The sequence below is a fragment of the Cupriavidus basilensis genome, assembly GCF_008801925.2.
GTDB classification, from domain to species: domain Bacteria; phylum Pseudomonadota; class Gammaproteobacteria; order Burkholderiales; family Burkholderiaceae; genus Cupriavidus; species Cupriavidus basilensis.
The window spans coordinates 205534-231643 of record NZ_CP062804.1 but is presented as its reverse complement, the minus strand read 5'-3'; the positions used below and the strand labels follow the sequence as shown (position 1 = coordinate 231643).

Here is a 26110-nt window from a genome sequence, read left to right as displayed (position 1 = left end):
TGTCGTCTCCTCGTTATATTCTTGTACGCTGCGCTGCGGGCGCGAACTGCGCAGAGCCCCTCGGAACGTGGCGCCGTCACGCATCCGTCATCACGGGTTGCCAGCAACGTCCGCTGCCCGCCGTTCACCCTCCCGCGCAGGCCGGGCACCTGGGTTGGCGGCGGCCGGAAGGTGCCAGCGTGTGGGCAGGAATGCAATGCCATGGCGCGCGGCGAGTTCGCCCCAGATTCCCCTTGGATAGAAACGCATCACGACGATGCCGATCAAGCCCAGAAGAATCAAGTAGGTGCTACCGGTATCGGCAAGGTACTGCCGCATCAAGAAATAGACGATGCAGCCGATGATCGGGCCCTCAAGCGTGCCGATTCCGCCAATCACCACGATGAAGATGATGTAGCCGGTCCAATTGATGTCGAACGCGGAAGCCGGTGAAATACGCAGCTTGGTCAGGAAGATAAACGCGCCCAGCATGCCGTAGGCAGCGCTGATCACGACATAGACAGCGAACTTGAGGTTCCGTTGATGAATCCCCATGGTGGACGCCGCGCTCTCGTTGTCTCGTATCGCGCAAAGGGCGAGACCATACTTCGACCTGAGCATGCGGTACGCGCCATAGTTCACCGCGACGGCAAGCAGCAGGGCGATGAGATAGAGCAGCATGTCGCGGCTCATCCAGCCGAGGTCAAGGGAGCGCACCGCATCCAGGGGTATGCTGATTCCCGACCCCGCGCCAAGCGCGCTCGCCTGTGAAAATGCCAACCGGAACACCTCGGCGATCACCCAGGTCCCGATCGCCAGGTATGGTCCGGCCAGGCGAAAGACGGCAAATGCGACGATGCACGCCATGCCGGCAGCGAATAGCCCAGCCAGGACAACCGACGCCAGCGGCGGCATCTTGAAGAAGATCGCCAGGGCAAAGAGGACATACCCCCCGCTGCCAAGGTAGGCCTGCTGTCCGAGCGACATGAATCCGCCATAGCCAGCCAGGATATTCCAGAGCTGTGCGAGCGCGACGAAATAGAAGAACTCGACGAGCATGGACTGCTGTCCGGTATCGAGAACGAAAGCCAGCGCGGCCAGCGCAACGGTTGCGGCAACAAAGGCGCCGTCGGTGCGCGAAAACCTCGGCGCGCCGGCGGGCAGCGCCAAGTGAGATGTCAGGTGTGCGCTCATTGGTTGCCTCGTTGGGGAAAGAGTCCGTTAGGCGCGATCAGCAGCACCACGAGAAACAGCAGGTGGCCGGCAAGGAGTTGCCAGTCGGGGTCAAGTGATGCGCCGATGCTCTGAGCGACGCCGAGCGCGATGCCGCCGGCAAGGGTGCCCCACAGCGAACCCAGGCCGCCGATGACCACTGCTTCAAATGCGAAGATCAACCGGTCCGGTCCACTGGCCGGATCGAAACTCGCCCGCGTCCCCATGAAGACGGCGGCGATGCCGACGACAGCCATCGATATGCCGGTCGCCAGCGCGAACAGGTTGCGGTGATTGATGCCCATCCAGCCAGCCGCCTCCGCGTCATCGGAGGTTGCCCTGAATGCCCGTCCGATGGCGGTGCGTCGCAGCATGAACTGGAGCGCGCCAAGAACGGCAATCGCCGCCAGCAGCGTGATCACCGGGAGGATGCCGACGGCGATGCCGCCGCCGAGGGGCACGCTCATTGTCTCGATCGAGCCGCCGGGAAGCTTCCTGGAGTCCGCCGAGAAAATATCAAGGAGACCATTCTGCAGGACGATGGACAGGCCGAACGTCAGCAGCATCGGACGCAGCACGTTGGCGCCCATGGCGCCGTTCAGTAGCGCGCGCTGCAAGACATAGCCGATCGCGAACATGACCGGGACGGTTAGCAGCAGCGAGGAAAATGAAGTCTCCGCCCCCGGGATGCGAATGGCAAAGGCGAGGAATGCCGCCAGCACGATCAGGTCGCCGTGCGCGACGTTGACCAATCGCATGACACCGAAAATGAGCGACAGCCCACTGGCATACAAGGCGTAGAGGCCGCCCAGAAGAATGCCCTGAACGATCACATCGATCCAGCCCGTCATTGTTGTTCTCCAAAGTACGCGCGTCCGATCTCGTCCTTGCTGGCCGATGCGGATTGGCCGGACAGCGTGACCCGTCCCTTCTGCATGCAGTAGTAGCGGTCCGAGAAGCGAAGCGCCTGATGAATGTCCTGCTCGACGATCAGCAGCGTCGTGCCTTCCTCCTTGAGGGTTGCGAGGTGGCCATACATCTCTCGAATGATCTTGGGCGCGAGGCCCAGCGACAGCTCATCGCACATCAGCATGGAGGGGTTCGACATGAGCGCGCGCCCGATGGCGACCATCTGCTGCTCGCCACCGCTCAGGGACGTCACGTTCTGCCGGCGCCGCTCCGCGAGCCGGGGGAACATCGTGTAGACGCGTCCCAGATTCCACGGGCCCGGCCGCCTGGCGTACGCCCCGATCTGCAGGTTTTCCTCCACGCTCAGGCTCGGAAACATGCGGCGCCCCTCGGGAACGAGCGCAATGCCCTTGCGCACCACTTGCGCCGCATTGTCATGTCCGAGGCTGTGTTCGCGCAGGCGGATCGCGCCGTGCCTGACAGGGAGCGCTCCCGAGATCGCCTTGAGCAAGGTCGACTTCCCGGCCCCATTCGCACCGATGATCGCCACCGACTCGCCTTGCTGGATTGTCAGGCTCAGGGCAAACAGCGCCTGAAAGTCGCCGTAGTACGCATCGAGTTCATGAATGCTAAGCATGGGCTTCCACCTCGATACCCAGATACACATCCCGCACCGCGGCGCTGTGCATCACAGCCGACGGCTCGCCTTCCATGAGCTTCTTGCCGAAGCTCAGCACCATCAGCCGGGAGACAACCGCCAGGAGCGCATGCACGACGTGTTCGATCCAGATGATGGCGGTGCCTTGGGCGTGGATGCATTGAATGGTTGCGACCAGTTCCGCCGCCTCGCCCTCCGTCAGGCCGCCTGCAATTTCGTCGAGCAACAGGACCTTCGGGCGGGTCGCCAGCGCTCGCGCCAGTTCCAGTCGCTTGCGTTCGAGCAGCGACAGCGCAGCCGCCGGCTTGTCGGCATGGCGGAGCAACCCGGTCAGTGCCAGCGTTTCGTAGCAATGCTGCTGAGCTCGGCGCGCGTCCAGCCTGGCGCCGAAGAATGCGCCAACGAGCAGGTTTTCAAATACCGTCAGCTGGGAAAAGGGCCGGGGGATCTGGTACGTTCGCCCGATCCCGGCAATCGCCCGCTCGTTTGGCGATGCATGGGTGACGTCCCGCCCTTCCAGCAGGATACGGCCGCTGTCCGCGCGGATGTTGCCGCTCAGCAGGTTGAAGAAACTGCTCTTTCCTGCACCGTTGGGGCCAATGACGCCCAGCGCTTCGCCGTCACCGAGCGCAACGGACAAATTGTCGGCGACCGTCACCGCGCCGAATCGCTTCACCAGCATTTCGGCGGAAAGGACACAATGTTCCATACGACCCCTCAGGTGAGAATTGCCAGGCGCTTCTGCACGCCGATATCCTTCGCAAGCGTTGCGCTCACGATCTGCAGATCCAGTGGATGCCTGTTGCCCGCGGTCCATTGCGCGCCTACCAGCGGCGTCTTGGTGACGTTCTTGACCGGGCTCCCAGTCCACTTGACGGGACCGACGGCCGACGCGTAGTCGGTCGTGCGGATCGACGTGACAATCGCCTGTGGCGTCAGCGCGGCGCTCCGCTTGAGCACGTCGAGTGCGACTTCGAACAAGGACAGCGTTGCGCCAAGGGGTTGCACCCACTGCCGGCCGGTAGCCGCTTCATAGGCAGCGGCAAACTGTGCGCTGGTTTCGCCGGTCAGTGTGGAGCGATAAGGATAGGCGGGCGACCACGCCACCTCCGTGGACAAGCCGACGCCTCGTGGCCCGAGTCCTGCAACCGCGGAAGGAAAGAGCAGCGCCTTGGCAAAGGTCACGATCTTCGGCTTGAAACCCTGCTGGGCTGCCTGGCTCCAGAATGTAGCGAACGCTGCGGGCGGCAGGACGCCCGTCACGATCTCCACGTTTGCCGCCTTGAACGCGCGGATGTGCGCCGAGAAGTCATTGGCGGTCGGCTGGAACCGGCCGAGGTCGATGAGCTTGTAGCCTTTCGCGGCAAGCGCCGCCGGAAAGCCAAAGGCCTTGTCACTGAACGCGTTGCCTTCTGCATCGTTCGGCCAGAGCGCTCCGACGGTGCGATTGGTGGCGGCGCCGGCGCTGTCCCAGATGGCCGTATATACCGCGATCAGGTCTTCCAGTCCCCAGCAAAAGTGATACGTATACTCGAAGCCCTTCGCCGGCGAACCGCCTCGCCCGAAGTAGTAAGGTTGCCACGGGCAGTTCGTGGTGATGCAGGGGATCCGGCCCAGCTCGCATTGATCGGACACGGGGTTGACGGTGTCCGCCGTGCACGCGGACACAATCAGGTCCACCTTGTCGTCCTTGATCAGGCTTGCCGTGACTTCGGCGGCGCGATTCGGATTCGACTGGCTATCCTTTTCGATGATCAGTACAGGATGCACATTGCCCGCTACAGAGATGCCGTTCGCAATCGCTGCGCGCACGCGCTGCAGGATGAATCCATCGGTCTCTGCGAACGGGGCGAGCGGCCCTGTTCGAGGGCTCACGTAGCCAATCTTCAGCGGCCGCGCGGCCGCTGAAGCGGGCCGGATCGATTGCACGCCGACCGTGGACGCGCCCAGTGCTACCAGGCCACGCAAGGTGGCGCGGCGCCCGGCGGAGTGCATTTGGCGGACAGTGCCACCTTCCATTTCCTTCTTCATGTCTTGTCTCCTGTCATGCTTATGTCGGCGCGGCTCTTCTTTGGAACCGCTTGCCTTTCGTACCTGCCGCTCCGGGGCGGGGCGAATCACTAACCGGCTGTGTAGCCTCCGTCGATATATAGCGTCTGGCCGGTGCAAAACTCCGACGCCCTGGAAAGCAGGAACTGCAACGCCCCGACGAGATCCTCGGGTTCCCCCAGGCGCCCGAGCGGAATACGCGCGAGCATCCCTTCGCGCGCCGCGCGGCCGCGATCGTCATCGGCGAACATCCATGCCGTGAGCTCGGATCGGAACACCGTCGGCGCGATGGCGTTGACGTTGATGCCGTAGCGGCCCAGCTCGCATGCCAGTGTCCGCGTCAGGCCATCGATCGCCGCCTTCGAGGGGCAGTAAGCCGAGTAACCGGCGGCAAGCCCGAGCTTGCCGCGCGTGGACGACAGCAGGACAACCCTGCCGCGCTGCGCCATCTCGATACAGTGGGTGGCGAAGGCCTTGCAGACCAGCCACGATCCGCGCACGTTGGCTGCCATTACGTGGTCCCACTGTTCCGTGGTCATATCCTGGATCGGCGCGGGATCGTTGGTACCCGAGCCGACGACGACGAAATCGATGGCACCGAACTGCGCAACCGCTTCGTCGATCAGGTTGCGGGCATTGGCCTCCGTGTCGGGCCTGCATGCCTTGGCCTTGACCCGGATACCGTCGGCATTCAATTGCACTTCGAGTTCGCGCAGCGCCTGCGCATTCGCCCCCGCGATCACGAGTCTCGCGCCGGCATCGGCCAGGCTGTGTGCCGCGGCCCGTCCGAACGCGCCGGTGGCACCGGTGATCACGCCTACCTTGCCTGACAAGCCAAAGGCGGCACTGGTATTAGCCATTGTTTCCTTCTCCTGTAGATTGGCTCCCGGGCAAGGCCGAAGCCAGGATCACGAGCATCGAGGCCGGCAACCTGGAATCGTTCCTGATGCTTCGCCCTTCGCCGGCCGGAATCACGCACGAGTCCAACGCCTTGAGCACGACGTCCCCGCCGGCGGTGGTGAGCGTGATCTCACCGCTCAGCACCACGTAGACCTTCTCTGTCGGCCCTGCGTCCCATTGCGCGCCGCCATCTGGCAAAAAGTGCGACAGGCCTACCCAAAAGTGCTCCACGTGCGTGGCATCGAGCCCCTGCAAGCGCAGGGACCGCATGTCGAAATGCCTGGCCGCGTCATAGCGAGCGGCGGCATGCAGTCGTTTGACTTCCATGGCCGCGTCCGTTACAGACCGCTTTCAATACGGAAGGACTGGCTCTTGTCCTGCATCGCCACCACACGCACGATGCATCCGTCGCCCTTTACCCAGCGCCAGGGGAACGCCGCTATCGTCACCCGCTTGCCGGTCACCTTGTCGAGATCGCCCCCGACATTCTCGATACCAGGGATACCCGCCTCGAGCAGCGCACGATGCGCCGGCTCCCAATACGGAAAGTCCTGCTCGACGGAGCGGCCCGTTTCACGCTCATACTCCTCGCATACCCGCGGCAAGAGCGGGCCAACGCCGTGGCGGCCGATGGCCGTGCCCAGCGGATGGTCAAGGGCTTGCTGGTCGACGCCCACCATCTTCACGCCTTTTTCGGCCAGCCATTCGCCCGCTTCCTTGTACAGGCCGGGAGAGTAGGCGTAGTACTGGCTGTTGTCGCCGTAATGATGGTGCCAGCCGGTGTTGATCATGACGATGTCGCCCCTCTGGATCTTCGGATAGGCGTTCTCCAGGTCCTTGGCCGTGATGACTTCCCACTTTTTCTTGGGAATGCTGACCACCACGCCTGTGCCGAAGAAACGGTCCAGCGGGATCTCATCCAGGAACGGCGTGCCTTCGATCACGTGCGCAGGCGCATCGATATGCGTACCGCTATGCATGACAGTGGTAATGCGTTGCGTGAGCACCCCGGACTTCGCCATGTAATGGATCCGCTCGATCTTCACGTCTTCGAAGTACGGCCAGTTAGGTACGCCGTGACCCCAGGGGTGGCTCAGTTCGACGAATTCGACGCCGTCGGTATTGGAAGGGGGCGTGGCGGGGTATGCGGATATCGACATGATGTCTCCGTTGTGGAAAGGATGGCGTGATTTCAATGGGTTCAGAACGCGACGTTGTCGCGCCCTTTGAGTTGCAGCATGGATCGCGCTTCGGCGGGCGATGCGATATCGAAACCGAGTTCTTCCAGGATGTGGCGGATCTTCCTGACCTGGTCGGCATTGGACTGCGCCAGCTTGCCGCGCCCGAGGTACAGGCTGTCTTCGAGGCCCACCCGCACGTTCGCCCCCATGATCGATGCGTAGGTCAGCAACGGCATCTGGTGGCGCCCGGCACCCAGCACGGACCAGTAATAATCGCGGCCGAACAGCCGGTTAGCCGTCTCGCGCATGAACGTCACGTTCTCGGCTGCAGGCCCGATACCTCCCAGGATCCCGAAGATCGTCTGGATGAAAAACGGCGGCTTCACCAGGCCTGCATCGACGAAGTAGGCCAGGTTGTACAGGTGCCCGACGTCATAGCACTCGAACTCGAACCGGGTCCCGCATCCTTCGCCAAGCTCCATGAGGATGCGGCGGATGTCCTTGAAGGTATTGCGAAAGATCGTATCTTCCGTGCCCTCCACGTATGGCTTCTCCCAATCGTGTTCCCACTGGGCAATCTTCGACGCGACAGGGTGGATCGAGAAGTTCATCGAGCCCATGTTGAGCGAGGCCATCTCGGGCCGCGCGCGCAATGGGGGCGCGAGCCGCTCCTCCAGTGTCATCTTCGTGCTGCCGCCGCTCGTGATGTTGATCACGGCATCGGTCTGCCGCTTGATCTCCGGAAGGAACTGCATAAAGACTTCGGGATCGGCACTCGGGCGGCCGTCCAGCGGATCGCGCGCATGCAGATGCAGGATCGACGCTCCCGCCCGCGCGGCGTCGACCGCCTGCTGCGCGATGTCTTGGGGCGTGATTGGCAGATAGGGCGACATCGTGGGCGTGTGGATCGCCCCCGTCACCGCGCATGAAATGATGACCTTCTCAGCTGCCATGGCTGTCTCCTGTTTATGTTCGTACCGCATTGCGGTTACTGTGTATCGCTTTGCGGTTACTTTATGGAGGGCCATCAGCGTTGTCAAGCGTATAGGCAGCGGCGTTCCCTGTAATGCGTGCAACGGCAGGCATGCAACTCCCTCGCAGCCCTTGCCAGGACTGGGAATTCGGCTGTTCAGCAGCGTTTACCCTTGGTTGACCGATGCCGGTTTCCTGCTTATTGTTAACCGCAATAAGGTACATATGTACCGTATAACGGTTAAAAATAAGCGGGAGAGGATATTGAATTCAATGTGTATCGGTGTCGTCGGCGCCGGGCTGATGGGCCACGGCATCGCGCAGGTATTCCTGGAGGACGGCCGGTTCGATGTGTGCGTCTACGATGCCGCGCCAGGCTTGATTGAAACCGTGCAGGAACGTATTGCTTCCAATCTGAAGACGCTGGGACGCCCCGCTGTGTCTTTTGCAAAGCTCAGGCTGAGCGACGACATCAGCGAAGCCCTATCCGGCTGTCAGATCGTGTTCGAAGCTGTGCCCGAGAAGCTAGAGATCAAGCATCACGTCATGCGCCAGATCGAGGCGGTCGTATCTGGCGAGTGCATCATCGCGTCGAACACGTCCGTCATACCCATCGGCCATATCGGCGAAGCGATCAGCAAAAAGGATCGCCTCGTGGGAACGCACTGGTGGAATCCGCCCTTCCTCATCCCGCTGGTTGAAGTCGTGCAGGCGACGGCAACGAACCAGCAGGTCGTCGAACGCACGATCTCGCTGCTGGAATCGGTCGGCAAGGTGGCGGTACACGTCAAGAAGGATGTTCCCGGCTTCGTCGGCAATCGCTTGCAGCATGCGCTCTGGCGCGAGGCAATCGCCCTTGTGTCGCAAGGCATCTGCGATGCGCGGACGGTCGATCTGGTCGTCAAGAACTCGTTTGGCCTGCGGCTGCCGGTATTGGGGCCGCTGGAGAATGCCGACCTGGTCGGGCTCGACCTGACGCAGGACATTCACGCCGTTATCCTGCCGACGTTGGATAGCACGTCGTGGCCGAACCGTATCGTGACGAACAGCGTGCGCGACGGCAACCTCGGCATGAAGTCCGGGAAGGGATTCTACGAATGGACGTATTCGAGTGCGCAGGGCGTCAGGGAGCAGCTCCTGGCGTATCTTGCCGCCGCCCTAAAGGAACGCAGCGATGCCCAGATGTAAGGCGTAGCCTTGGGGAACAGGGCCGGAACCTGGGTCAGGCCCTGCGCAGCGGTCCTGCCAGGAGCCGCGCCCTGCATTCCACGAGCTTCTCAGTGAGAAGCGCTTCGCTTTGCACGAAACGGTGGGTCGGGGTCGGCACCGAGATAGCGATGCGCTGGTCCATTGGCCCGAGCAAGCCGATTGCGACGGCGCAAATCCCCAATGAGTTTTCCTCGCGATCCACGGCGACATGGGTGGCCCGCGTCGACTCAATATCCTTTGCGAGATCTTCCCAGCTGCGAAGGGTATGCGGTGTCAGCTGCTCGAACTTCAGCTTGCCTTTGACCTTGGCCAGGGCTGCGTCGTCCAGCATGGCGAGCAGGGCCTTGCCATTCGCCGAGCAATGCAACGGGAACGCGGCTCCGACAGCGGAAACGGCCCGCAGCACATGCGTGCCCTGTACCTGATCGATAAACACCGCCTTGTTCTGATCCAGTATCGACAAGTCCACCGTTTCTCCCGTCGCTTTCGACAAGTCGACAAGCGCGTCGCGGACCATATCCGCGATCTCGAACTTCGTCGCGTTGGCCAGCGAGAGGATAGCCGGACCAAGCCGCACGCCACTGCCGCCCGAAGCGGACATTGTCAGACCCTCCGCGCCCAGGGCATCGACAATCCGCTGCACGGTCGAGCGCGGCAAATCCACATCTTTTGCAATGGCGCCGAGACTCAGGCCACCTGGGTGGCTGCTCAACGTGCGCAGTATTTCCGCCGCCCGCGCAATGACCTGGATGCCTGCCCTCGCGGCGCGGGGGTCCTCTCCGGGGTATTCGGAGAGTGGGGTGGGGGACGGTGCCGCGGCGGCGACCGATGACTCTGACTTCCGCATTCTTCAATACTCAAATGGTTGCACGGATGTAGGACGGCGGAAGAGAGAAAGTCTGCCAACTGCCATGCTGAGGTAGATCCTTCATCCTCGGTGCGCCGGTCCATGGGCAGAATCGTATTGCAGCAGCGTGATGCGTGCCCTATGGGTGCATCAAGGACGCCTGCTGCCCCGAAACACGGGTTCAGGAAAGCCGGTGTGGATTATAGATCAACGTAGATTGCGCGCCTTACTTGAGCGTCGCGCAAGAACCGTGCGGCTCCAACTCGCGTTGGAATGCAGCAGCCTTGCAGCCTGCGGCGGCTTATTGTTTCGATCGCGTTGGTCGGGGGGCATGAACGCTTTCTCTACTCAGTCACCCGAGGCCGAAGTGTCCACCGAAACCATCGACGGATTGATCATCCTTTCCGGAAGACAGCGACGGCAGGTCCACGCGGATCATATCGCCCACCAGGCGCCAGAACTGATAAGAACGATGCGGCCAATGCCGCGTCTTTCAGTGAGGCGGTGAACTTGATACCGAGGGCCACGCCAACTTGGCCGCGCAGGAGCGGGCTAGCGCTACCGAGCGCCGCGCACTTCGAGAGATCTACAGGCGCTGTCGTTCCCGCGCCCTCTGCGGAGAGTCATCGGTTTCCCGCAGCGAATTAAGAAAATCCCGCGCCAGCGCGACACACTCATCAAAGCTCCGGTCGAAGCTGATCCGCTGGATCCTGGCGAACTGCTCGCGCATGATCGGCGGGCCCGCCTCGATTTGGCCCAGGAAGGCTGCTGCATGCCTAAGCAGAAACGGCGCGGCATGCGCGAGGGCTATTGATTCTTGCTCGACCACGACGGCCAGGTCGAAGAAATCCCGTGCGGTGGCGCGGTCGCCCCGATGGTAAAGCTTCTTGGCAACGATTTCGGCTGCGGTCTCCACTTTGACTGGCTGCCCCAGGATCTCCCAGACCTCGAATGGCTCGTCGGTCAGGTTGGGCGATGGCGGTACCGGAGCATCAGGACCGTCCCGCCTCCGAAGGTCCAGAACGGCTCGATACCCCCGTGCTTCCTGACCTCCTCCATCAGCGTGAAGGCGTGAGGGAACAGGCTTTCCCAGATGTCACCCTGGAGCTCAATCTTCATGCCCACAGCCCTCCGCGTGTCGCCATCAATGACTGCGCGAGCCGTCTGAGGTTCTTCCAGATATCGGCCGGTTTCCGGTGCTGCTTCGCCGCCACCTCGGCCACTACCTTGGTGACGAGTTGCAGTGGCGCCTCATCCAGAACCTGGGCTACTTGCGGACGAAACTCCGCCGGCACCTCGCCAGTGGCCAGCGCCCATTCAAGCTGGTCAGGCGTGAGCTCGCCGGTATAACTAACGTTTGCGCCCTTCACGGCCATCCATAGCGCGCGGGTCGGCATGCCTCTGGCTTGGCGGTCGGCTTCGGGATCGTACACATCAAGCGCCAGGCCGAGGACGTCCATCAGCCGGCCCAGCGTTTCGAGCGTGGCGTTCACGGTTCCATGCTCGATACCGTTTAGGGACTGGCGTGACAGTTTGGCCATATCCGCCAGTTGCTGCTGGGTCAAGCCGAGGGCGATCCGCTTGTGTTGAATCGTATTACCCAGGAGGGCAGGGTTCATGGCGACAACCTCCGATTTATTTGTCAAGTATAGACGACATAAACGGACAAATGTTCCTTCGGCAATTGGCGTGCTATGTGCCGCACACGGCTTCATCGGAGCCGGAGATGTCGACCACGTCGATACGCGCGACCTTGTCCGCCAGGTGCCGCAGCGTCTTGGCCAGCTCGCCGCGTGCGACCAAACAACGTCAGATTTTTTGAACCGGCCTCTAAGCCCTATGCGTTGCGAAGTATCGGCTAGGCGCCTCACCCAGGACATGCTTGAAGACGGTCGCGAATGCACTTGCGCTGCTGTAACCCAGCTCCATGGCGACGCGCGTGACAGGTTCGCCATTGCCGAGCCTAACCACGGCTGCGAGCAGGCAGGCTTGTTGCCGCCATTCGATATAGCTGACGCCGGTGTGCAGCCGAAACTGACGGGTAAAGGTGCGGCGGCTCATGCCGGTGCGCTGCGCCATGTCGTCGATGCCGATTTCCAGCGAGGGGAACGCCAGGAACTCGCGGCAAGCGCGATCAAGACGCGGCTCCGCGGGCAATGGCGCATTGAGAGATAGCGCGGGCATGGCGGCGATCTCGTGCAACAACAAACCCATCAGATAGCCGTCGCGCCCGCCAGCTGCATAGTGCGTGGGCACCGCCAGCGCCTGCTCCAGCAATTGCCTCAACAGCGGCGACACGTCGCAGACCTGGCAATGCGCAGGCAAGCCAAGCCGCTGCACGGCCTGCGCGCGGATGTAGGTGTTGAGCATGGTGACCGGGCCGCGCATCTGCATGGCGTGTGGCAGCCGGGACGGCACCCAGACGGCGCGCTGGGGCGGCACCACCCAGTTGCCCTCGTCGGTGCGTACCGTGATGACACCACGCGCGGCGTAGGCGAATTGCCCGCGCTGATGGCGGTGCGATGGGAACAGCTCGCCATCCGCGTAGTCTCGCGCCGTCACGACGGCATCGCGCGGCGTGTTCTCGTAGGGATCGATCGTGATTTTCCGCATGGCCTGATTTTATTGCTTTTTGACCTGTAATCGAAAGCAGGCCATGCGGATTTCCGGCAAATTTCCGTCGATGCCAGCGCTTTACGCCTTGCAGCCAGCAAGAGACACACTGACCATGCAAAGAAAACACCTGTTGCTGGCCGTCGTCGTGACGGCCGTTTGGGGATTCAACTTTCCCATCACCAAACTCGGGCTTGCCGGGATCGATCCACTGCTGTTGACGGCCATCCGTTTTACGCTGGCCGCTTTGCCGTGGGTGTTCTTCGTGAAACGTCCGCAGGTGGCCTTCCATTGGCTAGCGGTCTATGGCTTGATCTTCGGCGTGGCAATGTGGGCGTTGATCAACCTGGGGATCGCGATGGGCGTGCCGCCCGGCAGCGCCTCCTTGTTGATTCAGTTCAGCGCATTCTTCACGTTGGGCTGGGGCGTGCTGTTGTTCCGTGAACGCCTGGCGTTACCCCAGTTGATCGGCATGGTGCTGGCCGCCATCGGGCTGGTGGGCATCCTGCTGGGCAGTCCCGGCAAGGCCACCACAATCGGTTTTAGTTTGGTGATGGTCAGCGCCCTGGCTTGGAGCATTGGCAATATCGTCATCAAGGTGTCCAAGGTGCGCGAGATCTTCGCCTTCGTGGTGTGGGCCAGCCTGTTCCCGCCGATTCCGCTGTTTCTGTTGACCTGGCTGCTGCATGGGCCGGGGCCATTTACCGCGTTGCCCTCGCATTTGAGGGGGGCCGCCATGTTTTCACTGGCGTTCCAGGCCTACGGCGCAACGCACTTCTGCTACTGGGGATGGAACCTGCTTTTGCGCGAGTACCCGGTATCGCGGGTTGCGCCCCTGTCGCTGCTGATTCCGGTGTTCGGCATCGTCAGTTCCCTGTTCATCATCGGCCAACGTCCCAGCGCCTCGGATGGGGCCTGCATCGCGCTGATCCTGCTGGCACTCGCCGTCGGCATGAACAGGGGCCGCATCCTGCCGGCAAGGCAGCCCGTTGTGCGCCGGCCCCTTGAAAGCCAAGTCTCCATGAGGGAGCCTTGAGCGGCACCGACCCAGCCCCCGGCCCCGGCCCCGGCCCGAAGTGCGCTCCAACTTTTTGACTTCCGAGGTCTGAAACGCGCTCTGCGCGTCGGCAGGTTCCAGTTGCGTTGAATCATGGAAATGACAGTGGGCGACCAGCACTGGCGCCTGGAAACCGGCGACTGCCTGTCCATGCGGCTGGACCGCCCCATCGTCTACAAGAATCCCACCCGCAAGGCCCGCCGCCGCGGCGTAGCGCAGCGGCTGCTGGCGGCCCTGGACGATGCCGCGCGCGAGGCGGGCAAGTCGGTGCTGGTGCTCGACACTGTGACCGGCGGCGACGCCGAGCGCCTGTACCAGCGCGCGGGATGGCAGCGCGCCGGCGCGGTGCCGAAGTACGCGCTGATGCCGGACGGCGAGTTCTGCGGGACAACGTTCTTCTACAAGCACCTCTGAGCGCATCGGCGCCATCCGCACAAGTCGATGCGGGCAAGGCGAGCGCGCGCGCCGGCGCCAACCCCCGTGACAGCTTCGTCACCTGCCGTGGCCGCCTCCCGGGCACCGAAACGCCGGCGCGCAAGCTGACCTAGTGGTTGGCTCCAGGCGGCTCACACCCACAACCGGTACAGCCAGAACGATTCGTCTTCGTCAAAGCGCCGCGCAAACTCGCTCGGCGAAAAGCCGGTGATCTGTTTGGAGGCGCGGCTCAAATGGGCTTGATCCGCAAAGCCCTCGTCCTGGGCCAGCCCTGCCCAATCGAAGGGCAGGCCCGCCTCGTAGCGGTCCCGCGCGGAAAAGAACACGCCTTCGGTCTTGACGAGCGACTGCCACTGGCGCAGCGATCGCCCGCTGTGCGCCTTGATGCGGCGCTCGACCTGGCGCGGGCTGTGCGTGCGCAGCCATGCGTTAGCTTGCCAGGCCAGGCGTTCGACCCAATGGCGGCCAAACCGGCGCAGCGAGGGCATGGGCGACGTGCCGCCCTGCAGCGCCTGCCAGCGCGGCGCAAGGTGCAGTTCCAATGCGGCCTGCGTGGCCGCGTCGTCAGCAGCATCGAGCAGCGCCTGCAGGAATGGCCACCAGGCGGCATCGAGCACTGCATGGGCGGCGACAAAGCGGTCCTGCACGGCAGCCAGGTCCAGGCCAAGCAATACCCGCGCGGCATCCGCCGCGAAGCACACCGTGCCAGCACGCCCGGTGGTCGGTGCCCAGCCCACCGTAGGACGGGACTGGCTGCCCGAGACCACCACCGCCGCGCCGAATGGCCGCCACTGCGGGCTGCCGCCGGTGCGCTCGACAAGCCCCGCATCCAGGCCCTGGTACCACGAAAGACACACCAGCGGCGTGGCTGCGACATGCGACAGCCGCTGCGCGCTGCTCAAGTTCAAGCCGCGCGTATCGCGGTGGACGACGGCGGCAACCGCGCCCTGCAAGGCGGGCGGCGCGAGGTACAGACGGTCGCGCACGGTCTTCGCTTCGCCCGGCGCGCGCGGGGCGCGCGCTAGCGGATCGGGGCAGTGTGGCGGCAAGGGCGGCAGTTCGGTGGAGAGCATCGCGCGAAAAACAGGGAGCCTTTGGAGCGCGTGGCCATGTCGTTTGCGTTCAAGACCGGCGCCGCAGGATGGTGGACGATGGGTCGAATGAATACCTCATCGTCCCCGGATTGTCCATTTCATGCGGGTGCCCCGTCCCACCAGCCCGTACTCCATCCTCCTGGCGTCTGGCCCCCCGGGCCGCCTGCCGGCCTGACCGGATGGCGCTTCCTGCGCGGCATGTCGCGTGATCTGCTTGGCATGCTGGCCACGTGGCAGCGGGCATTCGGCGATGTGGTGCACGTGCGCATCTGGCCTGAGCATCAGATCATCGTCACCGACCCGCAGCTCGCGCGCGAATTGCTGGTCACACACCACGACGCGCTGATCCGCTGGGAGCGCGGCATGCGCGTCTTTGCGCAACTGCATGGAAACAGCGTGCTGATTGCCGAGGGGGACGCGTGGCGAGGCAAGCGGCACGCCTTGCAGCCGAACTTCTCGCCGAAGGCAGTACAGGCCTTCGTACCGACCATGGCTGGCGCCGCCGGGCAGGCGCTGGTTCACTGGCCGGATAGCGCGGGAAACTGGCCAATCGAGAACGCGCTCACGTCGCTGGCAATGGATGTGATCATGCGGATGGTGTTTTCGAGCGAGATCGGCGCGCACGCCCGCATCGCCGAGCAAGCCTCGCGCACGGCCATGGCGGCGGCCAACGCCGAGTTCTACTGGCCCGCGAGCTGGCCCGACTGGGCGCCCTGGAAGCGCGCCAAGCGGCAAGCCCTGGCCACGCTCAACGGCTTGATCGACCACCATCTGCAAGCCCGGCTGAAGCTGCCGCGTGACACCTGGCCCGACGACCTGGCGACCCGTCTGCTGCAACTGCACCGCGACGACGCGGCCGCATGGCCGCTGCAAGCCGTGCACGACGAGTGCATGACGACGTTCCTCGCCGGGCATGAAACCGCCGCGGCGACACTAACCTGGTGGACATGGAACATGGCGGCAAACCCGGCCGCGCAGACCGCGGCGGCAGAGGAAGTCCGGCGGGTGCTGCAGGGCCGCGCGCCAACGGCAGAAACCCTGCCGCTGCTGCGCTACCTGACCCAGACGCTGCAAGAGACGCTGCGTTTGCACCCGGCCGCGCCGATGCTCAGCAGCCGCCGCTCCACGCGGCCAATCACGCTGGGCTCATGGCAGCTGCCCGCGCGCACCCAGTTCATGGTGCCGGTGCAGCTGATGCACCACGACCCGAGATGGTTCCCCGAGCCGCTGGCATTCCAGCCCGAACGTTTCGGCCCCGAAGCACCGGCGGTGCCGCGCGGCGCCTACCTGCCCTTTGGCACCGGACCCCGCGTTTGCCTGGGACAGCACCTGGCAATGACCGAGATGACGGTGGTCGCGGCGATGATTCTGCAACGCTTTGCACTGTCGGTGCCCGACGGCATGGCCGCGCCACGGCCCGTGTTCCATATCACGCTGCGGCCAGAGCAACCCCTGCACCTGCGGCTTGCTCCGTCTGAGGCGGCGCGCGCCGGGCGATAAGGCCGCCGTTCAGATCGCGGCCCTGGCCACCGGCTCCACCGCCCGCATCGCCTGCGCCGCGATCTCGAACGAGCGCAGGCGGGCTTCATGGTCATGGATCTGCGCCGTCAACATCAACTCATCCGGCCGGAACTCCTCGATGAAATTGCGCAAGCCATTGCGCACGCCTTCCGGATCACCCACCACCGTGCACGCCAGCGAGCGCCGGATATGCGTGGCCTCGGTCTCCGTCCACATCAGCTCGATGTTATCCACCGGGGGCCGGATCGGGCCGGGACTGCCGCGCACCAGCGCCAGGAACTGCAGCTGCAGCGAGCTGAACAGCCGGCGCGCCTGCGCGTCCGAATCCGCCGCGAACACATTGAGCCCCAGCATCACATGCGGCTTGGAGAGCTGCGCCGACGGCTGGAAGGTCTTGCGATACAGGTCCACCGCCTGGCGCATGAAGCCCGGCGCAAAGTGCGAGGCAAACGCGAAGGGCAGGCCCATCGCCGCCGACAACTGCGCGCTGAACAAGCTGGAACCAAGCAGCCACAGCGGCACCTTCAGGCCCGCGCCGGGCACCGCCCGCAAGCGCTGGCCGGGACGCGGGTCGTCGAAGTAGGCCTGCAGCTCCTCCACGTCCTGCGGGAAAGCATCGGCCGTATCCTGCGTGGCGCTGCGGCGCAGCGCGCGGGCGGTGGACTGGTCGGTACCGGGTGCACGGCCCAGGCCAAGATCGATACGGCCGGGGAACAGCGAGGCCAGCGTGCCGAACTGCTCGGCCACCACCAGCGGCGAATGGTTGGGCAGCATGATGCCGCCGGAACCGACGCGGATCGTGGACGTGCCGTTGGCAACGTAGCCAATCAGCACCGCCGTGGCGGCGCTGGCGATGCCGGGCATATTGTGATGCTCGGCCAGCCAGAAGCGCTGGTAGCCCAACCGCTCGGCGTGCTGGGCAAGCGCGAGCGAATTGCGCATGGCCTGGCCGGCGTCGCCGCCTTCCACGATGGGCGACAGGTCAAGCAGGGAATAGGGGATCATGGCGAGCGACTGCGGCGCAGCAATTTATTGAACGATCACTATACTAATCACCACTGGCGTCACTGGCAACGGAAAAATATAATGACCACTATGAAAAAGAGTGTTTCCGGTGCGGGCCGCGGACGGCCCAGGCAGTTCGATCGCGACGAGGCGCTGGGCCAGGCCCTGTCGCTGTTCTGGCGCTATGGCTATAGCTCCACTTCGATCTCCGCGCTCACCGAGGCCATGGCCATCACCGCGCCCAGCCTTTACGCCGCGTTCGGCAGCAAGGAGCAATTGTTCTATGAAGCCGTGGACCGCTATGCGGATACCCACGGCGCGCTGCTCTACGCGCCGCTGCAAGGCGCTGGCAGCGCGCACGACGCCGTGCGCAGCCTGCTCGCCGGCGCGGCCGCCTTGTTCAGCGCCAAGGGCAACCCCGCCGGTTGCTTCCTGATGACGGGCACCAGCTGCTCGGCCGACTGCGCCTATATCGAAGACACGCTGCGCCAGCGCCGCAAGGAAAAGGAGCAAGCCCTGCAGGCCTGTATCCAGCAGGGCATCCGGCGCGGCGAACTGCCGGCCGGCACGGATGCATCAGCACTGGCCAAGTTCTTCAACACGGTCATGCAGGGGATGTCGATGCAGGCGCGCGATGGCGCGTCGCGCGCCGCGCTCGAAGCACTGGCCGCTACCGCGATGCTGGCTTGGCCGGTAAAGGCGGTGAAGGCAGTAAAAGCGGTAAAGAAAGCCCCGCCGCACGAAACCCAGGCAGCGTAGCTTGCGGGTGCGGCATCAGGCCGCCGGCTCGGGCCGGCGCCATAGCCACACCAGCACGCAAGCCATGCAGGCAATTGCCCCGTAGGCCAGCCAGGGCCGATGCATGCCGAACAGCAGCACGGCGCTGCAGATGCTCATGGCCGCCGTGGCGCTCCACTTGGCGCGGCGGCTCACCATGCGGCCGTTGTGCCAGTTGTAGAGCATCGGGCCAAACACGCGATGGCCAAGCAGCCACGCATGCAGGCGCGGCGACCCCTTGGCCGCGGCCCAGGCGGACAGCAGGATGAATTCGGTACTGGGCAGGCCGGGCACGAACAGCCCGAGGATGGCCACCCCCAGGCTCAGCAACGCCAGCGCGGTCAGCAACGCACGTGCCGTGCGGGTACGCGCCAGCCGCAGCGGCGGATCGCTCGGGTTGGCGCCCGGTACCGGCGAAGCCGTATCGGCGTCATCCAAGACCGGTCACCGCGAATGTCGCAGTTGGCGCACAGCGCAAGCGGCACCGCGGCAGTGAAAGCCTGCAGGCGGCGGCAACCGCTGCAGCAACGGCAGAAGGCATTTGGCAGTTCTCTCGGTTCTGGCAGGAGGCACGACTGGCCCATTGTCCACGCGCGAGACGCAGGTGGTCAACGCCTCTCATGATGGGACGAACAGGAAGACTTGCCACGTACCACGCAGCGGGCAAAACCCGGCGGCTTGCAAGGTCATCGTCCCTTTCCCGGCTGGGAATATATACTCCCCCATACTATATTCGAGGCGAAGCCGTGAGCCACACCATCCGCGAGAAACAGAAGTTGCTGAACCGGGTGCGCCGCATCCGGGGGCAGATTGATGCCATCGAACGCGCACTTGAGGAGGAGCAAGGCTGCGTGGGGGTGCTGCAGCAGATCACGAGTTGCCGTGGGGCCATGAACGGCCTGCTGGCCGTGGTACTGGAAGACCACATCCGCACGCACCTTGTCGAAGCCGAGCCAGCCCATGGCGAGTCCGAAGGCGACGCCAGGGAGCAGCTCATCGAGGTGGTGCACAGCTACTTCAAATGAGTAGCCTGACTCACTCAGTCTATTACCCGCTTCACGGTTTACTACCCGCTCACGCTCGAATCGCCACGAAACTGCAGCAGATCGAACATGCATACACATGACCTCACCCCGTGGACCCACACCCACGTATTCGACTCAGGCAACAAGGCCGCCGAGCGAGGCACGCGCCTCGTGATGCTGATCACCGCGGCGATGATGGTTGTGGAAATCGCCGCCGGCCTCTGGTTCAACTCGATGGCGCTGCTGGCAGACGGCTGGCATATGAGTTCCCACGCGCTTGCCATCGGGTTGAGCGCCTTTGCCTATGTTGCGGCGCGGCGCTATGCCCATGACCATCGATTCGCCTTCGGCACCTGGAAGATTGAAATCCTGGCGGGATTCGCCAGTGCGATCTTTCTTCTCGGCATCGCAGCCTTGATGGTCTTCGGGTCCGTTGAACGGATCTTCAGTCCGCAGGCAATTCACTACAAGGAGGCCATGGCAGTCACGGTCATCGGACTGCTTGTCAATATAGGATGCGCGCTGATACTGGGCGATGCGCATGACCATGGCCACGAACCTGGGCATGAGCATGGGCACCAACATGGACACGCGCATGGCCATGGCGGCCATCACCAGCATGACCTGAATTTGCGCTCGGCATACGTCCATGTGCTGGCCGATGCCGCGACATCGGTGCTTGCCATTCTGGCACTGGCCGGAGGCTGGCTGCTCGGGTGGCGCTGGCTCGACCCGGTCATGGGCATCGTTGGCGCCGGGCTGGTCGGCGCGTGGGCCTTCGGCCTGCTGAAGCAAACCGGCGTCGTTCTGCTCGATCGCGAAATGGACCATCCGGTCGTGGACGAGGTACGCGAAGTGTTGCAGGCTTTCGATACCGGCGACGAGGGTACCCGTGTTGCCGACCTTCATGTCTGGCGAGTGGGTAAGGAGAAATTCTCCTGCCTTGTCAGCCTGGTGACGCACGACCCCGCGCTGACGGCAGCGCGCGTCAGGAGCGCCCTTGCCGTGCATGAAGAGCTCGTGCATATCACCGTGGAAATCCACCGGTGCGCGGATTGAGCGGATTGAGCGGATTGAGCGGATTGCGGGCGCGGGGCCGTGCACGCGCAAAAAACGCGCCGCGCGCGGCCCCACTCGGTATACTCTGAGGCACGTTTATCTCATGCCTGCAGACCGCCCATCGTGTCCAACTCCTCCGCGCGCAAGACCGCCGCGCAAAAACCCGCCGCCGCCGACTACGATTTCACCGAGCAGGTCGGGCACCTCCTGCGGCGCGCCTACCAGCGCCATGTGGCGATCTTCCAGCAGACCATTGCCGACTCGCAGCTGACCGCGGCGCAGTTCGTGGTGATGTGCGCGGTCAACGAGCGCGGCTCGTGCTCGCTCAGCGAAATCGTGCGAGCCACCGCCATCGACCAGGCCACCGTGCGCGGCATCATCGAGCGCCTCAAGGCGCGCGAGCTGGTGGCCGTCTCGCACGACACCAATGACCGCCGCAAGGTCGTGGTCACGGTGACCCCGGCCGGCCATGCGCTGATCGAGGAGACCGTGCCGTTCGCGCACAAGATCTCCGAGCAGACGTTCGGCGACCTCAATCCCGCCGAGCGGGTGGCGATCACCTACCTGTTGCGCAAGATGAGCGAGTTCGACGAGCGCGACGAGCGCGGCAACGCACCAGACGGCGAGCCAGAGTAAACCCGCCTCAGGCGGGCTGGCCGGCCAGCGCCGCGAGCACCGCCTCCGGCGTGAAAGGCGCGCGCCGCAACCGCACCCCCGTGGCATCGAACAGCGCGTTGGCAATAGCCGGCGCGCCCGGCAGCGACGCGGATTCTCCCGCGCCCATCGGCGCTTCCTCCTGGCGCGGCATCAGCAACACTTCGATGGGCGGCAGCTCGGGAAAGGTCAGCAGCGGATAGCTGCCCCATTCGCGGCTGGCCACGCCGCTGGCGTCAAAGCGCACCTGTTCCTTGAGTACGCGGCCAAGCGCCTGCACCACATTGCCCTGCACCTGGTGGCGCACGCCGTCGGGGTTGACCATCATGCCGGTGTCTTGCGCCACCACCAGCCGCTCCACCACGATCTGGCCGGTTTCGGGCGCGACCGTCAGGTCCACCACCCAGGCGGCCCAGGCGGCGCCAAAGCCCGGGAATTTGCTGTGGATATAGCGGGCATAGGCCACGCCGCGCCCACGCAGCAGCCCATCCGCGTCCGGCTGGCCACGCGTGCCGCGCGCGCCTTCGCGCCAGCCGGCATGCGCCGCCAGCGCGCGCAGCAGGTCGGTGGCGCGCGCATCAGGCAGGTGGCGCAGGCGGTACGCCAGCGGATCGGCGCCGGCCTCATGCGCGAGCTCGTCGATGAAGGACTCGTGCGCGAACACGTTTGGCAGCGCGGACACGCCGCGCAGCCAGGACGCGCGCACGATGGCTGGCGTGTCGTCGCAACCGATGCGCGTCGCGGCGTACTGGTAAGGCGGTACCGCGGTGCGGTCGCCCATCTGCAGCATGCGCGGCGCGTTGTCGACCACGCCGGTCAGCAGCAGCGCCAGCGTGGGCGCGTCGTTGGATGGATAGCGGCTGACGAAATCGTAGGCCAGCAACTCGCCATCGGGGCCAACGGCGCCGCGCACATCCATCAGCTGCGCCGCGCCCTTGGGCTCCCAGAGATGTTCCTGCTCGCGGCTGAGCTGCACCCGCACCGGGCGCCTCACCGCGCGCGACAGCAGCACCGCATCGGCGCAAACGTCGTCGGCGCAGTTACGGCCATAGCAGCCGGCGGCTTCCATCCGCACGATCTCGATGCAGCCTTCATCCAGGCCGGTCAGGCGCGCCAGGTCGATGCGCAGCACATGCGGGTTTTGCGTGCCGGACCAGACCGTGAGGCCATCCTCGCGGTAGTCCGCCACGGCGCAGGACGGGCCGATGGAGCCGTGCATCTGGTAGGGCCACGCGTAGCCGCGCGACAGTATCCGCTCGGCGCAGTCGAAGGCGCCTTGGGCGTCGCCCTCGTCCACCAGCGTGCGGCGCGTCGCGGGATTGGCACGCAGCGCGGCCTCGGTGTCTTCCGGCTCGCTGAGCGGGGGCAACGGCGGCGCCGGCTTCCAGTCCACGCGCAGGCGGCGCGCCGCCTGCATGGCCTGCTCCTCGCGCTGCGCCACCACGCCGATGAAATCGCCCTGCACCACCACGTCGACGACACCGCGCACATCGCGGATCGACGCGCGGTCGACGCCGCGCAGGCTGGTGCCGACAAAGCCACCGCTATCGCGCCCGGCGTAGGGTGGGCGCACCACGCGGCCGTGCAGCATGCCAGGCACGCGCACATCGTGCACGAAGGTGAGCTGTGCCGTGGCCTTGGCGGGAATGTCCACGCGGGGCGCGGGGCGCCCGACCACGCGGTATTCGCTGACCGGCTTGGTGGCAATGGCGTCGGCCAGCGGCAGCTCGATATGCTCGCCGGCCAGCAGGTCGCCGTAGGCCAGGCCTTCGGCGTTCTCATTGCCTGCGCCGCGCAAGCGCAGGCGGCCATCTTCGGCGATCAGCGCTTCGGGCGCCACGCCAAGGCGCTGCGCCGCGCGCTCGCGCAGCCAGGCCATGGCCTGCGCTGCCGCGCGGCGCAGCGGCAGCGCCGAGATCTGGATGGTGGCGCTGGCAATGGTGGGGCCCTGGTTGGGCGTTGCTTCGGTATGGCCCAGCGTCATCGCCACGCGCGCCGCCGGCACCTCCAGCTCCTCGGCCACGATCTGCGCCAGCGCGGTGCGGATGCCGGTGCCCAGGTCAACGTGCCCGTTGAAGGCCAGGATCTCGCCGGTGTCGCGCACCGCCACGAACATGTCGGGCTGCGCGGCGATGTAGTCGGAGGCCGCGCCGGGCTGGCCGGGCGCGGGCCGCGGCGCCGCTTGCGGCGCGCGCGTCACCAGCAGCACGCCGCGCGCCTGCAGCAGGGCGTCGCGCTGCGCGCCCGGGGACATCGGCGCCGATGCGGGAAGAGAGGCGGACCGGGGTCCGGAGCCGGGGGTCGTTTCCATTCGTTCCATGTCTCAGGTAGGCACGCTGGCGGACTGCCGGATTCCGGCGCCGCCCGCCCTGGCCGTTATACTGCCAGGCTCGAACAAGCAATACGTATCAAACATATGAGCACCCCGACCGCTAAGAAAAGCGCGGCAGCCGGAACCCGGGCCCGGCAAGCTCAGGACACCCGAGCCAAGATCCTCAAGGCCGCCATCAAGGTCTTCGCCTTGCGCGGCTACGAAGGCGGGCGCGTGGAGAAGATCTCCTCGCTGGCCAAGACCTACGACCGGATGATCTATTACTACTTCGGCAGCAAGGAAAAGCTGTTCGTCGAAGTGCTCGAAACCATCTACATCCAGCTCAACGAGGCCGAGCAGGCGCTCAAGCTCGACCCCGAGGATCCGGTCCGCGCGCTGACCCAGCTGATCGACTTCGTCTGGGGCTACTACCTCGATCATCCCGAGTTCGTCGCCATCCTGTCCAGCGAGAACATGAGCCAGGGCAAGCATGCCAAGAAGTCGAGCCGGCTCCGGGAGATCTCCAGCTACGCCCTGTCTGTGCTGGACGGCATCCTGGTGCGCGGCAAGGCTGCCGGGCTGTTCCAACCCGATGTGCTCGCCCGCGATATCTACCTGGTGATCGCGTCGCTGGGCTACTTCTACAACTCGAATCATCATACGCTCAGCGCTTTCCTGGGCGAGCCCATGATGAGCAAGCCGGCGCTGGAGCACTGGCGCGATGTGATCCAGCGTACGGTGCTGAGCACGGTTTGCGTGCCGGGCACCGGCATCGCCCCGGCTGGGCAGGCCCCGGCCGAAGCCGAGGCGGCGGCGCCCGCCGCCCGCAAGAAGCCGGCACGCGCCAAGCGTGCCTGAGCCTCGCATCCGGCGGTCATCGCGCATCGCCGGATGCCTTTCCCTTAAGCCGTAGCCGTAGCCGTGGCCGTAGCCCGCGCCAGCATCGCCAGCGCTTCGTCGCGCGGCATCACCGTGGCGTTCTTCTGCGCCATGTCGAACAGGTTGGCATCGTGCGGCCCGATAGCGCGATCGCCCACGCAATCCGACAGCACCAGCGGGCGGAAGCCGTACGACATGGCATCGACCACGCTGGCGCGCACGCAGCCGCTGGTCACGCAGCCCGCCACCAGCAGCGTCTGCACGCCGCGCTGGTTCAGCCATGCGGCCAACGAGGTGCCGAAAAAGGCCGATGGCACGGTCTTGCGCACCACCAGTTCACCCGCGCGCGGCGCCAGTTGCCCGACGATGGCGCTGTTGTGGCTGTCTTCCTTCAGGGCCAGCAGGCCGGGCACCTTCTGCGTGAAGATGTTGTGGTCGCTGTCGTCGTCGGCAAACACGATGCGGCTGTGCGCCACCGGCCAGCCCTGCTCGCGCGCCGTGGCCAGCAGGGGCACGGTGTTGGCGATGGCCTGGGGGATATTGCCGCCGCCGAAGACAGCCGGGTCGGCGAAGCCGTTGACGAAGTCGATGATCAGCAGGCCGTAAGGTGCCTTCGGTTCCAGCGCGGCGCCGAAGCCCTGGCGCTGGTAGGTCTTCACTTCATCATGCATGGATGGCTCCCTTGGCATCTCGTTGCTGGCTTTGCTGCGCTTGCTGGTACTCGTGATCCAGCACCTTTCCTTTTTCAACCACCGCCTCTGCGTCCAGCCGCACCGTGCAATGGCGCACGGGGATATCGATATGGCAGGCCGTGGTGCGGCTGCCGCCGGCTTCGTTGTTCGGGCCGAAGGAGCACAGGAAGTTGCCTTCGAACGCGCGCGCATCCATGCCGATGGTGGCCTCGCGGTCATACATGGCGAGCGTGGACCAGCGCGCGCGCGGCTGCAGGCCCCAGCCGATATGCGACATGGCGTAGGCCTCGGGGTCGTTGAACGAGGCCATGTAGTCGCTCAGCAGCTCGGCATCCAGGCCGCCTTCGATGCGGGTCACGTAGCCTTTCTCCACCGTGATGTCGATCGGCTCCTGCACATAGGATTTCATCGGCAGCAGGATGTCGCCGCGATCGAGCACGATGCGCCCGTTGGTGCCACCCTCGTCCGGCCAGGTCAGCACGAAGCCGCTTGGCCAATGGTCCCAGCGGCCCGGCTCATCGACAAAGCCATACTCGCTGATGGCGGGAAACTCGCCCAGCGCGCAGCGCAGGTCGGTGCCGGCATCGGACGTGATGTGCATCTCCCGCGCGCGCGCCAGCCGCGCCGTGGCGGCTTTCACGCGGGTGCGGTCGCCTTCGGTGGGCACCAGCCGCACCAGCACCTCGGGCGGCTCCACCGCCAGCAGGATCTTGGTGCCGCCGGAGAGGATCTCGTGCTGTTCGGGCGAGAACAGCAGCGTCATCAGGTCCAGCACCAGGTCGCTGGCCTTGAGCGCGGCGATGGCGGCCGGGTTGCCGGTCAGCGGCGTAGTGCCGAGATAAGCCAGCGCGTCGCGGCTGAGCGCCTTGTCTGCGTTGACGGGCGGCAGGTCCAGCCGGTTGACGATGGCGCCCATCGCGGTGGCCGCCATCTGCGCCGTGCGCAGCGTTTGCGGATGCGTGGCGGCGCCGGTCAGCACCGTGACCGTCTGGCCCGGCTCCAGTTTTGACAGGGTGAGCACCTGGCGCCATGCCTGGGTCAGGTCGTGATCGCTTACTGGCATGTGTTCTCC

At 64.9% G+C, this 26110-nt stretch carries 28 protein-coding genes and 1 pseudogene; 9 read left to right on the top strand and 20 right to left on the bottom strand.

What is annotated here, in order from left to right; translation table 11 throughout:
* Positions 1–90: 90 nt before the first annotated feature.
* From F7R26_RS21970 to kce, 9 genes are read right to left on the bottom strand one after another with little or no spacing between them, the layout of a single operon-like run.
* Positions 91–1173, bottom strand: a complete 1083-nt coding sequence (locus tag F7R26_RS21970; protein WP_150992324.1) for a branched-chain amino acid ABC transporter permease — start codon at positions 1171–1173, stop codon at positions 91–93.
* The gene (locus F7R26_RS21965; RefSeq protein ID WP_150992326.1) at positions 1170–2042 is read right to left on the bottom strand and encodes a branched-chain amino acid ABC transporter permease; all 873 of its coding nucleotides are present in this window, start codon (positions 2040–2042) and stop codon (positions 1170–1172) included. The genes F7R26_RS21970 and F7R26_RS21965 overlap by 4 nt, the downstream gene beginning before the upstream one ends.
* Positions 2039–2737 (bottom strand): ABC transporter ATP-binding protein, encoded by a 699-nt coding sequence (locus F7R26_RS21960; RefSeq protein WP_150992328.1) that lies wholly within the window; start codon positions 2735–2737, stop codon positions 2039–2041. Before F7R26_RS21960 ends, F7R26_RS21965 begins: the two co-directional genes overlap by 4 nt.
* Complete coding sequence (locus tag F7R26_RS21955) at positions 2730–3467, bottom strand: ABC transporter ATP-binding protein (RefSeq protein WP_150992330.1); 738 nt, start codon at positions 3465–3467, stop codon at positions 2730–2732. Before F7R26_RS21955 ends, F7R26_RS21960 begins: the two co-directional genes overlap by 8 nt.
* Positions 3468–3475: 8 nt before the next feature.
* Positions 3476–4879: an ABC transporter substrate-binding protein gene (locus tag F7R26_RS21950; RefSeq protein WP_241754677.1), complete on the bottom strand. Its 1404-nt coding sequence runs from the start codon at positions 4877–4879 to the stop codon at positions 3476–3478.
* Positions 4879–5667, bottom strand: coding sequence for an SDR family NAD(P)-dependent oxidoreductase (locus tag F7R26_RS21945; RefSeq protein ID WP_150992332.1), 789 nt, complete (start codon positions 5665–5667; stop codon positions 4879–4881). Before F7R26_RS21945 ends, F7R26_RS21950 begins: the two co-directional genes overlap by 1 nt.
* Positions 5660–6034: a cupin domain-containing protein gene (locus tag F7R26_RS21940; protein WP_043356332.1), complete on the bottom strand. Its 375-nt coding sequence runs from the start codon at positions 6032–6034 to the stop codon at positions 5660–5662. The genes F7R26_RS21945 and F7R26_RS21940 overlap by 8 nt, the downstream gene beginning before the upstream one ends.
* An 11-nt stretch (positions 6035–6045) precedes the next feature.
* On the bottom strand, positions 6046–6867 hold the full coding sequence (locus F7R26_RS21935; protein WP_150992334.1) for a cyclase family protein: 822 nt from the start codon (positions 6865–6867) through the stop codon (positions 6046–6048).
* 41 nt (positions 6868–6908) lie between these two features.
* Positions 6909–7841, bottom strand: a complete 933-nt coding sequence (kce, locus tag F7R26_RS21930) for a 3,5-dioxohexanoate:acetyl-CoA acetone transferase (RefSeq protein WP_150992336.1) — start codon at positions 7839–7841, stop codon at positions 6909–6911.
* A 292-nt stretch (positions 7842–8133) separates the two neighbouring features.
* Between kce and F7R26_RS21925 the strand changes: the two genes are divergently transcribed.
* Entirely contained in the window at positions 8134–9048 is a 915-nt protein-coding gene (locus F7R26_RS21925) for a 3-hydroxyacyl-CoA dehydrogenase family protein (protein WP_206702549.1), read from the top strand.
* Between the two features lie 34 nt (positions 9049–9082).
* On the opposite strand, the gene F7R26_RS21920 is transcribed toward F7R26_RS21925, so the two are convergent.
* The 5 genes from F7R26_RS21920 to F7R26_RS21905 all read right to left on the bottom strand — a co-directional run bounded on the left by F7R26_RS21920 (position 9083) and on the right by F7R26_RS21905 (position 12529).
* A complete protein-coding gene (locus tag F7R26_RS21920) occupies positions 9083–9781 on the bottom strand; it encodes an IclR family transcriptional regulator (protein ID WP_206702548.1) in 699 nt (232 codons plus the stop codon).
* Positions 9782–10502: 721 nt separating this feature from the next.
* Entirely contained in the window at positions 10503–10850 is a 348-nt protein-coding gene (locus F7R26_RS21915) for a nucleotidyl transferase AbiEii/AbiGii toxin family protein (RefSeq protein WP_338404735.1), read from the bottom strand.
* A gap of 29 nt (positions 10851–10879) precedes the next feature.
* Entirely contained in the window at positions 10880–11035 is a 156-nt protein-coding gene (locus F7R26_RS41615) for a hypothetical protein (protein WP_338404729.1), read from the bottom strand.
* Complete coding sequence (locus F7R26_RS21910) at positions 11032–11535, bottom strand: helix-turn-helix transcriptional regulator (RefSeq protein WP_150992340.1); 504 nt, start codon at positions 11533–11535, stop codon at positions 11032–11034. Before F7R26_RS21910 ends, F7R26_RS41615 begins: the two co-directional genes overlap by 4 nt.
* 211 nt (positions 11536–11746) lie before the next feature.
* Complete coding sequence (locus F7R26_RS21905) at positions 11747–12529, bottom strand: AraC family transcriptional regulator (RefSeq protein ID WP_150992342.1); 783 nt, start codon at positions 12527–12529, stop codon at positions 11747–11749.
* Positions 12530–12572: 43 nt separating this feature from the next.
* On the opposite strand from F7R26_RS21905, the gene F7R26_RS21900 reads away from it, so the two are divergent.
* Together F7R26_RS21900 and F7R26_RS21895 are read left to right on the top strand one after the other, a co-directional pair.
* Positions 12573–13565: an EamA family transporter gene (locus F7R26_RS21900; protein ID WP_241754676.1), complete on the top strand. Its 993-nt coding sequence runs from the start codon at positions 12573–12575 to the stop codon at positions 13563–13565.
* Between the two features lie 210 nt (positions 13566–13775).
* A pseudogene (locus tag F7R26_RS21895) lies at positions 13776–14000 on the top strand (GNAT family N-acetyltransferase); the annotation flags it as partial.
* Positions 14001–14152: 152 nt separating this feature from the next.
* On the opposite strand, the gene F7R26_RS21890 reads toward F7R26_RS21895, so the two are convergent.
* The gene (locus tag F7R26_RS21890) at positions 14153–15094 is read right to left on the bottom strand and encodes an AraC family transcriptional regulator (protein WP_150992344.1); all 942 of its coding nucleotides are present in this window, start codon (positions 15092–15094) and stop codon (positions 14153–14155) included.
* Between the two features lie 219 nt (positions 15095–15313).
* Between F7R26_RS21890 and F7R26_RS21885 the strand changes: the two genes are divergently transcribed.
* Positions 15314–16615, top strand: a complete 1302-nt coding sequence (locus tag F7R26_RS21885; RefSeq protein WP_241754675.1) for a cytochrome P450 — start codon at positions 15314–15316, stop codon at positions 16613–16615.
* A 9-nt stretch (positions 16616–16624) separates the two neighbouring features.
* On the opposite strand, the gene F7R26_RS21880 is transcribed toward F7R26_RS21885, so the two are convergent.
* Positions 16625–17641 (bottom strand): LLM class flavin-dependent oxidoreductase, encoded by a 1017-nt coding sequence (locus F7R26_RS21880; protein WP_150992348.1) that lies wholly within the window; start codon positions 17639–17641, stop codon positions 16625–16627.
* An 81-nt stretch (positions 17642–17722) separates the two neighbouring features.
* On the opposite strand from F7R26_RS21880, the gene F7R26_RS21875 reads away from it, so the two are divergent.
* Positions 17723–18400, top strand: a complete 678-nt coding sequence (locus F7R26_RS21875) for a TetR/AcrR family transcriptional regulator (RefSeq protein WP_150992350.1) — start codon at positions 17723–17725, stop codon at positions 18398–18400.
* Between the two features lie 15 nt (positions 18401–18415).
* Here the strand turns inward: F7R26_RS21875 and F7R26_RS21870 are convergent, their stop codons facing one another.
* Positions 18416–18856: a YbaN family protein gene (locus tag F7R26_RS21870; protein ID WP_150992352.1), complete on the bottom strand. Its 441-nt coding sequence runs from the start codon at positions 18854–18856 to the stop codon at positions 18416–18418.
* 308 nt (positions 18857–19164) lie between these two features.
* Here F7R26_RS21870 and F7R26_RS21865 point away from each other — a divergent pair, with 308 nt between their 5' ends.
* From F7R26_RS21865 to F7R26_RS21855, 3 genes are all read left to right on the top strand, one after another.
* Positions 19165–19443, top strand: a complete 279-nt coding sequence (locus F7R26_RS21865; protein ID WP_006157644.1) for a metal/formaldehyde-sensitive transcriptional repressor — start codon at positions 19165–19167, stop codon at positions 19441–19443.
* 87 nt (positions 19444–19530) lie between these two features.
* Positions 19531–20502, top strand: a complete 972-nt coding sequence (gene dmeF, locus F7R26_RS21860) for a CDF family Co(II)/Ni(II) efflux transporter DmeF (protein WP_150992354.1) — start codon at positions 19531–19533, stop codon at positions 20500–20502.
* Between the two features lie 123 nt (positions 20503–20625).
* The gene (locus tag F7R26_RS21855; protein WP_150992356.1) at positions 20626–21138 is read left to right on the top strand and encodes a MarR family winged helix-turn-helix transcriptional regulator; all 513 of its coding nucleotides are present in this window, start codon (positions 20626–20628) and stop codon (positions 21136–21138) included.
* Positions 21139–21145: 7 nt separating this feature from the next.
* Here F7R26_RS21855 and F7R26_RS21850 read toward each other — a convergent pair whose 3' ends face one another.
* Positions 21146–23410, bottom strand: a complete 2265-nt coding sequence (locus tag F7R26_RS21850; RefSeq protein WP_193692261.1) for a xanthine dehydrogenase family protein molybdopterin-binding subunit — start codon at positions 23408–23410, stop codon at positions 21146–21148.
* Between the two features lie 162 nt (positions 23411–23572).
* Here F7R26_RS21850 and F7R26_RS21845 point away from each other — a divergent pair, with 162 nt between their 5' ends.
* A complete protein-coding gene (locus tag F7R26_RS21845; protein WP_150986547.1) occupies positions 23573–24325 on the top strand; it encodes a TetR/AcrR family transcriptional regulator in 753 nt (250 codons plus the stop codon).
* A gap of 44 nt (positions 24326–24369) precedes the next feature.
* On the opposite strand, the gene F7R26_RS21840 is transcribed toward F7R26_RS21845, so the two are convergent.
* On the bottom strand, positions 24370–25017 hold the full coding sequence (locus tag F7R26_RS21840) for an N-carbamoylsarcosine amidohydrolase (protein WP_150986546.1): 648 nt from the start codon (positions 25015–25017) through the stop codon (positions 24370–24372).
* Positions 25010–26101 (bottom strand): M29 family metallopeptidase, encoded by a 1092-nt coding sequence (locus tag F7R26_RS21835; protein ID WP_150986545.1) that lies wholly within the window; start codon positions 26099–26101, stop codon positions 25010–25012. The genes F7R26_RS21840 and F7R26_RS21835 overlap by 8 nt, the downstream gene beginning before the upstream one ends.
* Between the last annotated feature and the right edge of the window lie 9 nt (positions 26102–26110).

Excerpts from the sequence above, each read along its gene's own strand:
- F7R26_RS21970 (WP_150992324.1), bottom strand. The coding sequence starts at position 1,173 with ATGAGCGCACACCTGACATCTCACTTGGCGCTGCCCGCCGGCGCGCCG.
- F7R26_RS21925 (WP_206702549.1), top strand. The coding sequence starts at position 8,134 with ATGTGTATCGGTGTCGTCGGCGCCGGGCTGATGGGCCACGGCATCGCG.
- F7R26_RS21850 (WP_193692261.1), bottom strand. The coding sequence starts at position 23,410 with ATGTCCCCGGGCGCGCAGCGCGACGCCCTGCTGCAGGCGCGCGGCGTG.
- F7R26_RS21885 (WP_241754675.1), top strand. The coding sequence starts at position 15,314 with ATGTCGCGTGATCTGCTTGGCATGCTGGCCACGTGGCAGCGGGCATTC.
- dmeF (WP_150992354.1), top strand. The coding sequence starts at position 19,531 with ATGCATACACATGACCTCACCCCGTGGACCCACACCCACGTATTCGAC.
- F7R26_RS21890 (WP_150992344.1), bottom strand. The coding sequence starts at position 15,094 with ATGCTCTCCACCGAACTGCCGCCCTTGCCGCCACACTGCCCCGATCCG.
- kce (WP_150992336.1), bottom strand. The coding sequence starts at position 7,841 with ATGGCAGCTGAGAAGGTCATCATTTCATGCGCGGTGACGGGGGCGATC.
- F7R26_RS21910 (WP_150992340.1), bottom strand. The coding sequence starts at position 11,535 with ATGAACCCTGCCCTCCTGGGTAATACGATTCAACACAAGCGGATCGCC.
- F7R26_RS41615 (WP_338404729.1), bottom strand. The coding sequence starts at position 11,035 with ATGAAGATTGAGCTCCAGGGTGACATCTGGGAAAGCCTGTTCCCTCAC.
- F7R26_RS21935 (WP_150992334.1), bottom strand. The coding sequence starts at position 6,867 with ATGTCGATATCCGCATACCCCGCCACGCCCCCTTCCAATACCGACGGC.
- F7R26_RS21900 (WP_241754676.1), top strand. The coding sequence starts at position 12,573 with ATGCGGATTTCCGGCAAATTTCCGTCGATGCCAGCGCTTTACGCCTTG.
- F7R26_RS21960 (WP_150992328.1), bottom strand. The coding sequence starts at position 2,737 with ATGCTTAGCATTCATGAACTCGATGCGTACTACGGCGACTTTCAGGCG.
- F7R26_RS21875 (WP_150992350.1), top strand. The coding sequence starts at position 17,723 with ATGACCACTATGAAAAAGAGTGTTTCCGGTGCGGGCCGCGGACGGCCC.
- F7R26_RS21905 (WP_150992342.1), bottom strand. The coding sequence starts at position 12,529 with ATGCGGAAAATCACGATCGATCCCTACGAGAACACGCCGCGCGATGCC.
- F7R26_RS21955 (WP_150992330.1), bottom strand. The coding sequence starts at position 3,467 with ATGGAACATTGTGTCCTTTCCGCCGAAATGCTGGTGAAGCGATTCGGC.
- F7R26_RS21835 (WP_150986545.1), bottom strand. The coding sequence starts at position 26,101 with ATGCCAGTAAGCGATCACGACCTGACCCAGGCATGGCGCCAGGTGCTC.
- F7R26_RS21840 (WP_150986546.1), bottom strand. The coding sequence starts at position 25,017 with ATGCATGATGAAGTGAAGACCTACCAGCGCCAGGGCTTCGGCGCCGCG.
- F7R26_RS21940 (WP_043356332.1), bottom strand. The coding sequence starts at position 6,034 with ATGGAAGTCAAACGACTGCATGCCGCCGCTCGCTATGACGCGGCCAGG.
- F7R26_RS21945 (WP_150992332.1), bottom strand. The coding sequence starts at position 5,667 with ATGGCTAATACCAGTGCCGCCTTTGGCTTGTCAGGCAAGGTAGGCGTG.
- F7R26_RS21965 (WP_150992326.1), bottom strand. The coding sequence starts at position 2,042 with ATGACGGGCTGGATCGATGTGATCGTTCAGGGCATTCTTCTGGGCGGC.
- F7R26_RS21845 (WP_150986547.1), top strand. The coding sequence starts at position 23,573 with ATGAGCACCCCGACCGCTAAGAAAAGCGCGGCAGCCGGAACCCGGGCC.
- F7R26_RS21880 (WP_150992348.1), bottom strand. The coding sequence starts at position 17,641 with ATGATCCCCTATTCCCTGCTTGACCTGTCGCCCATCGTGGAAGGCGGC.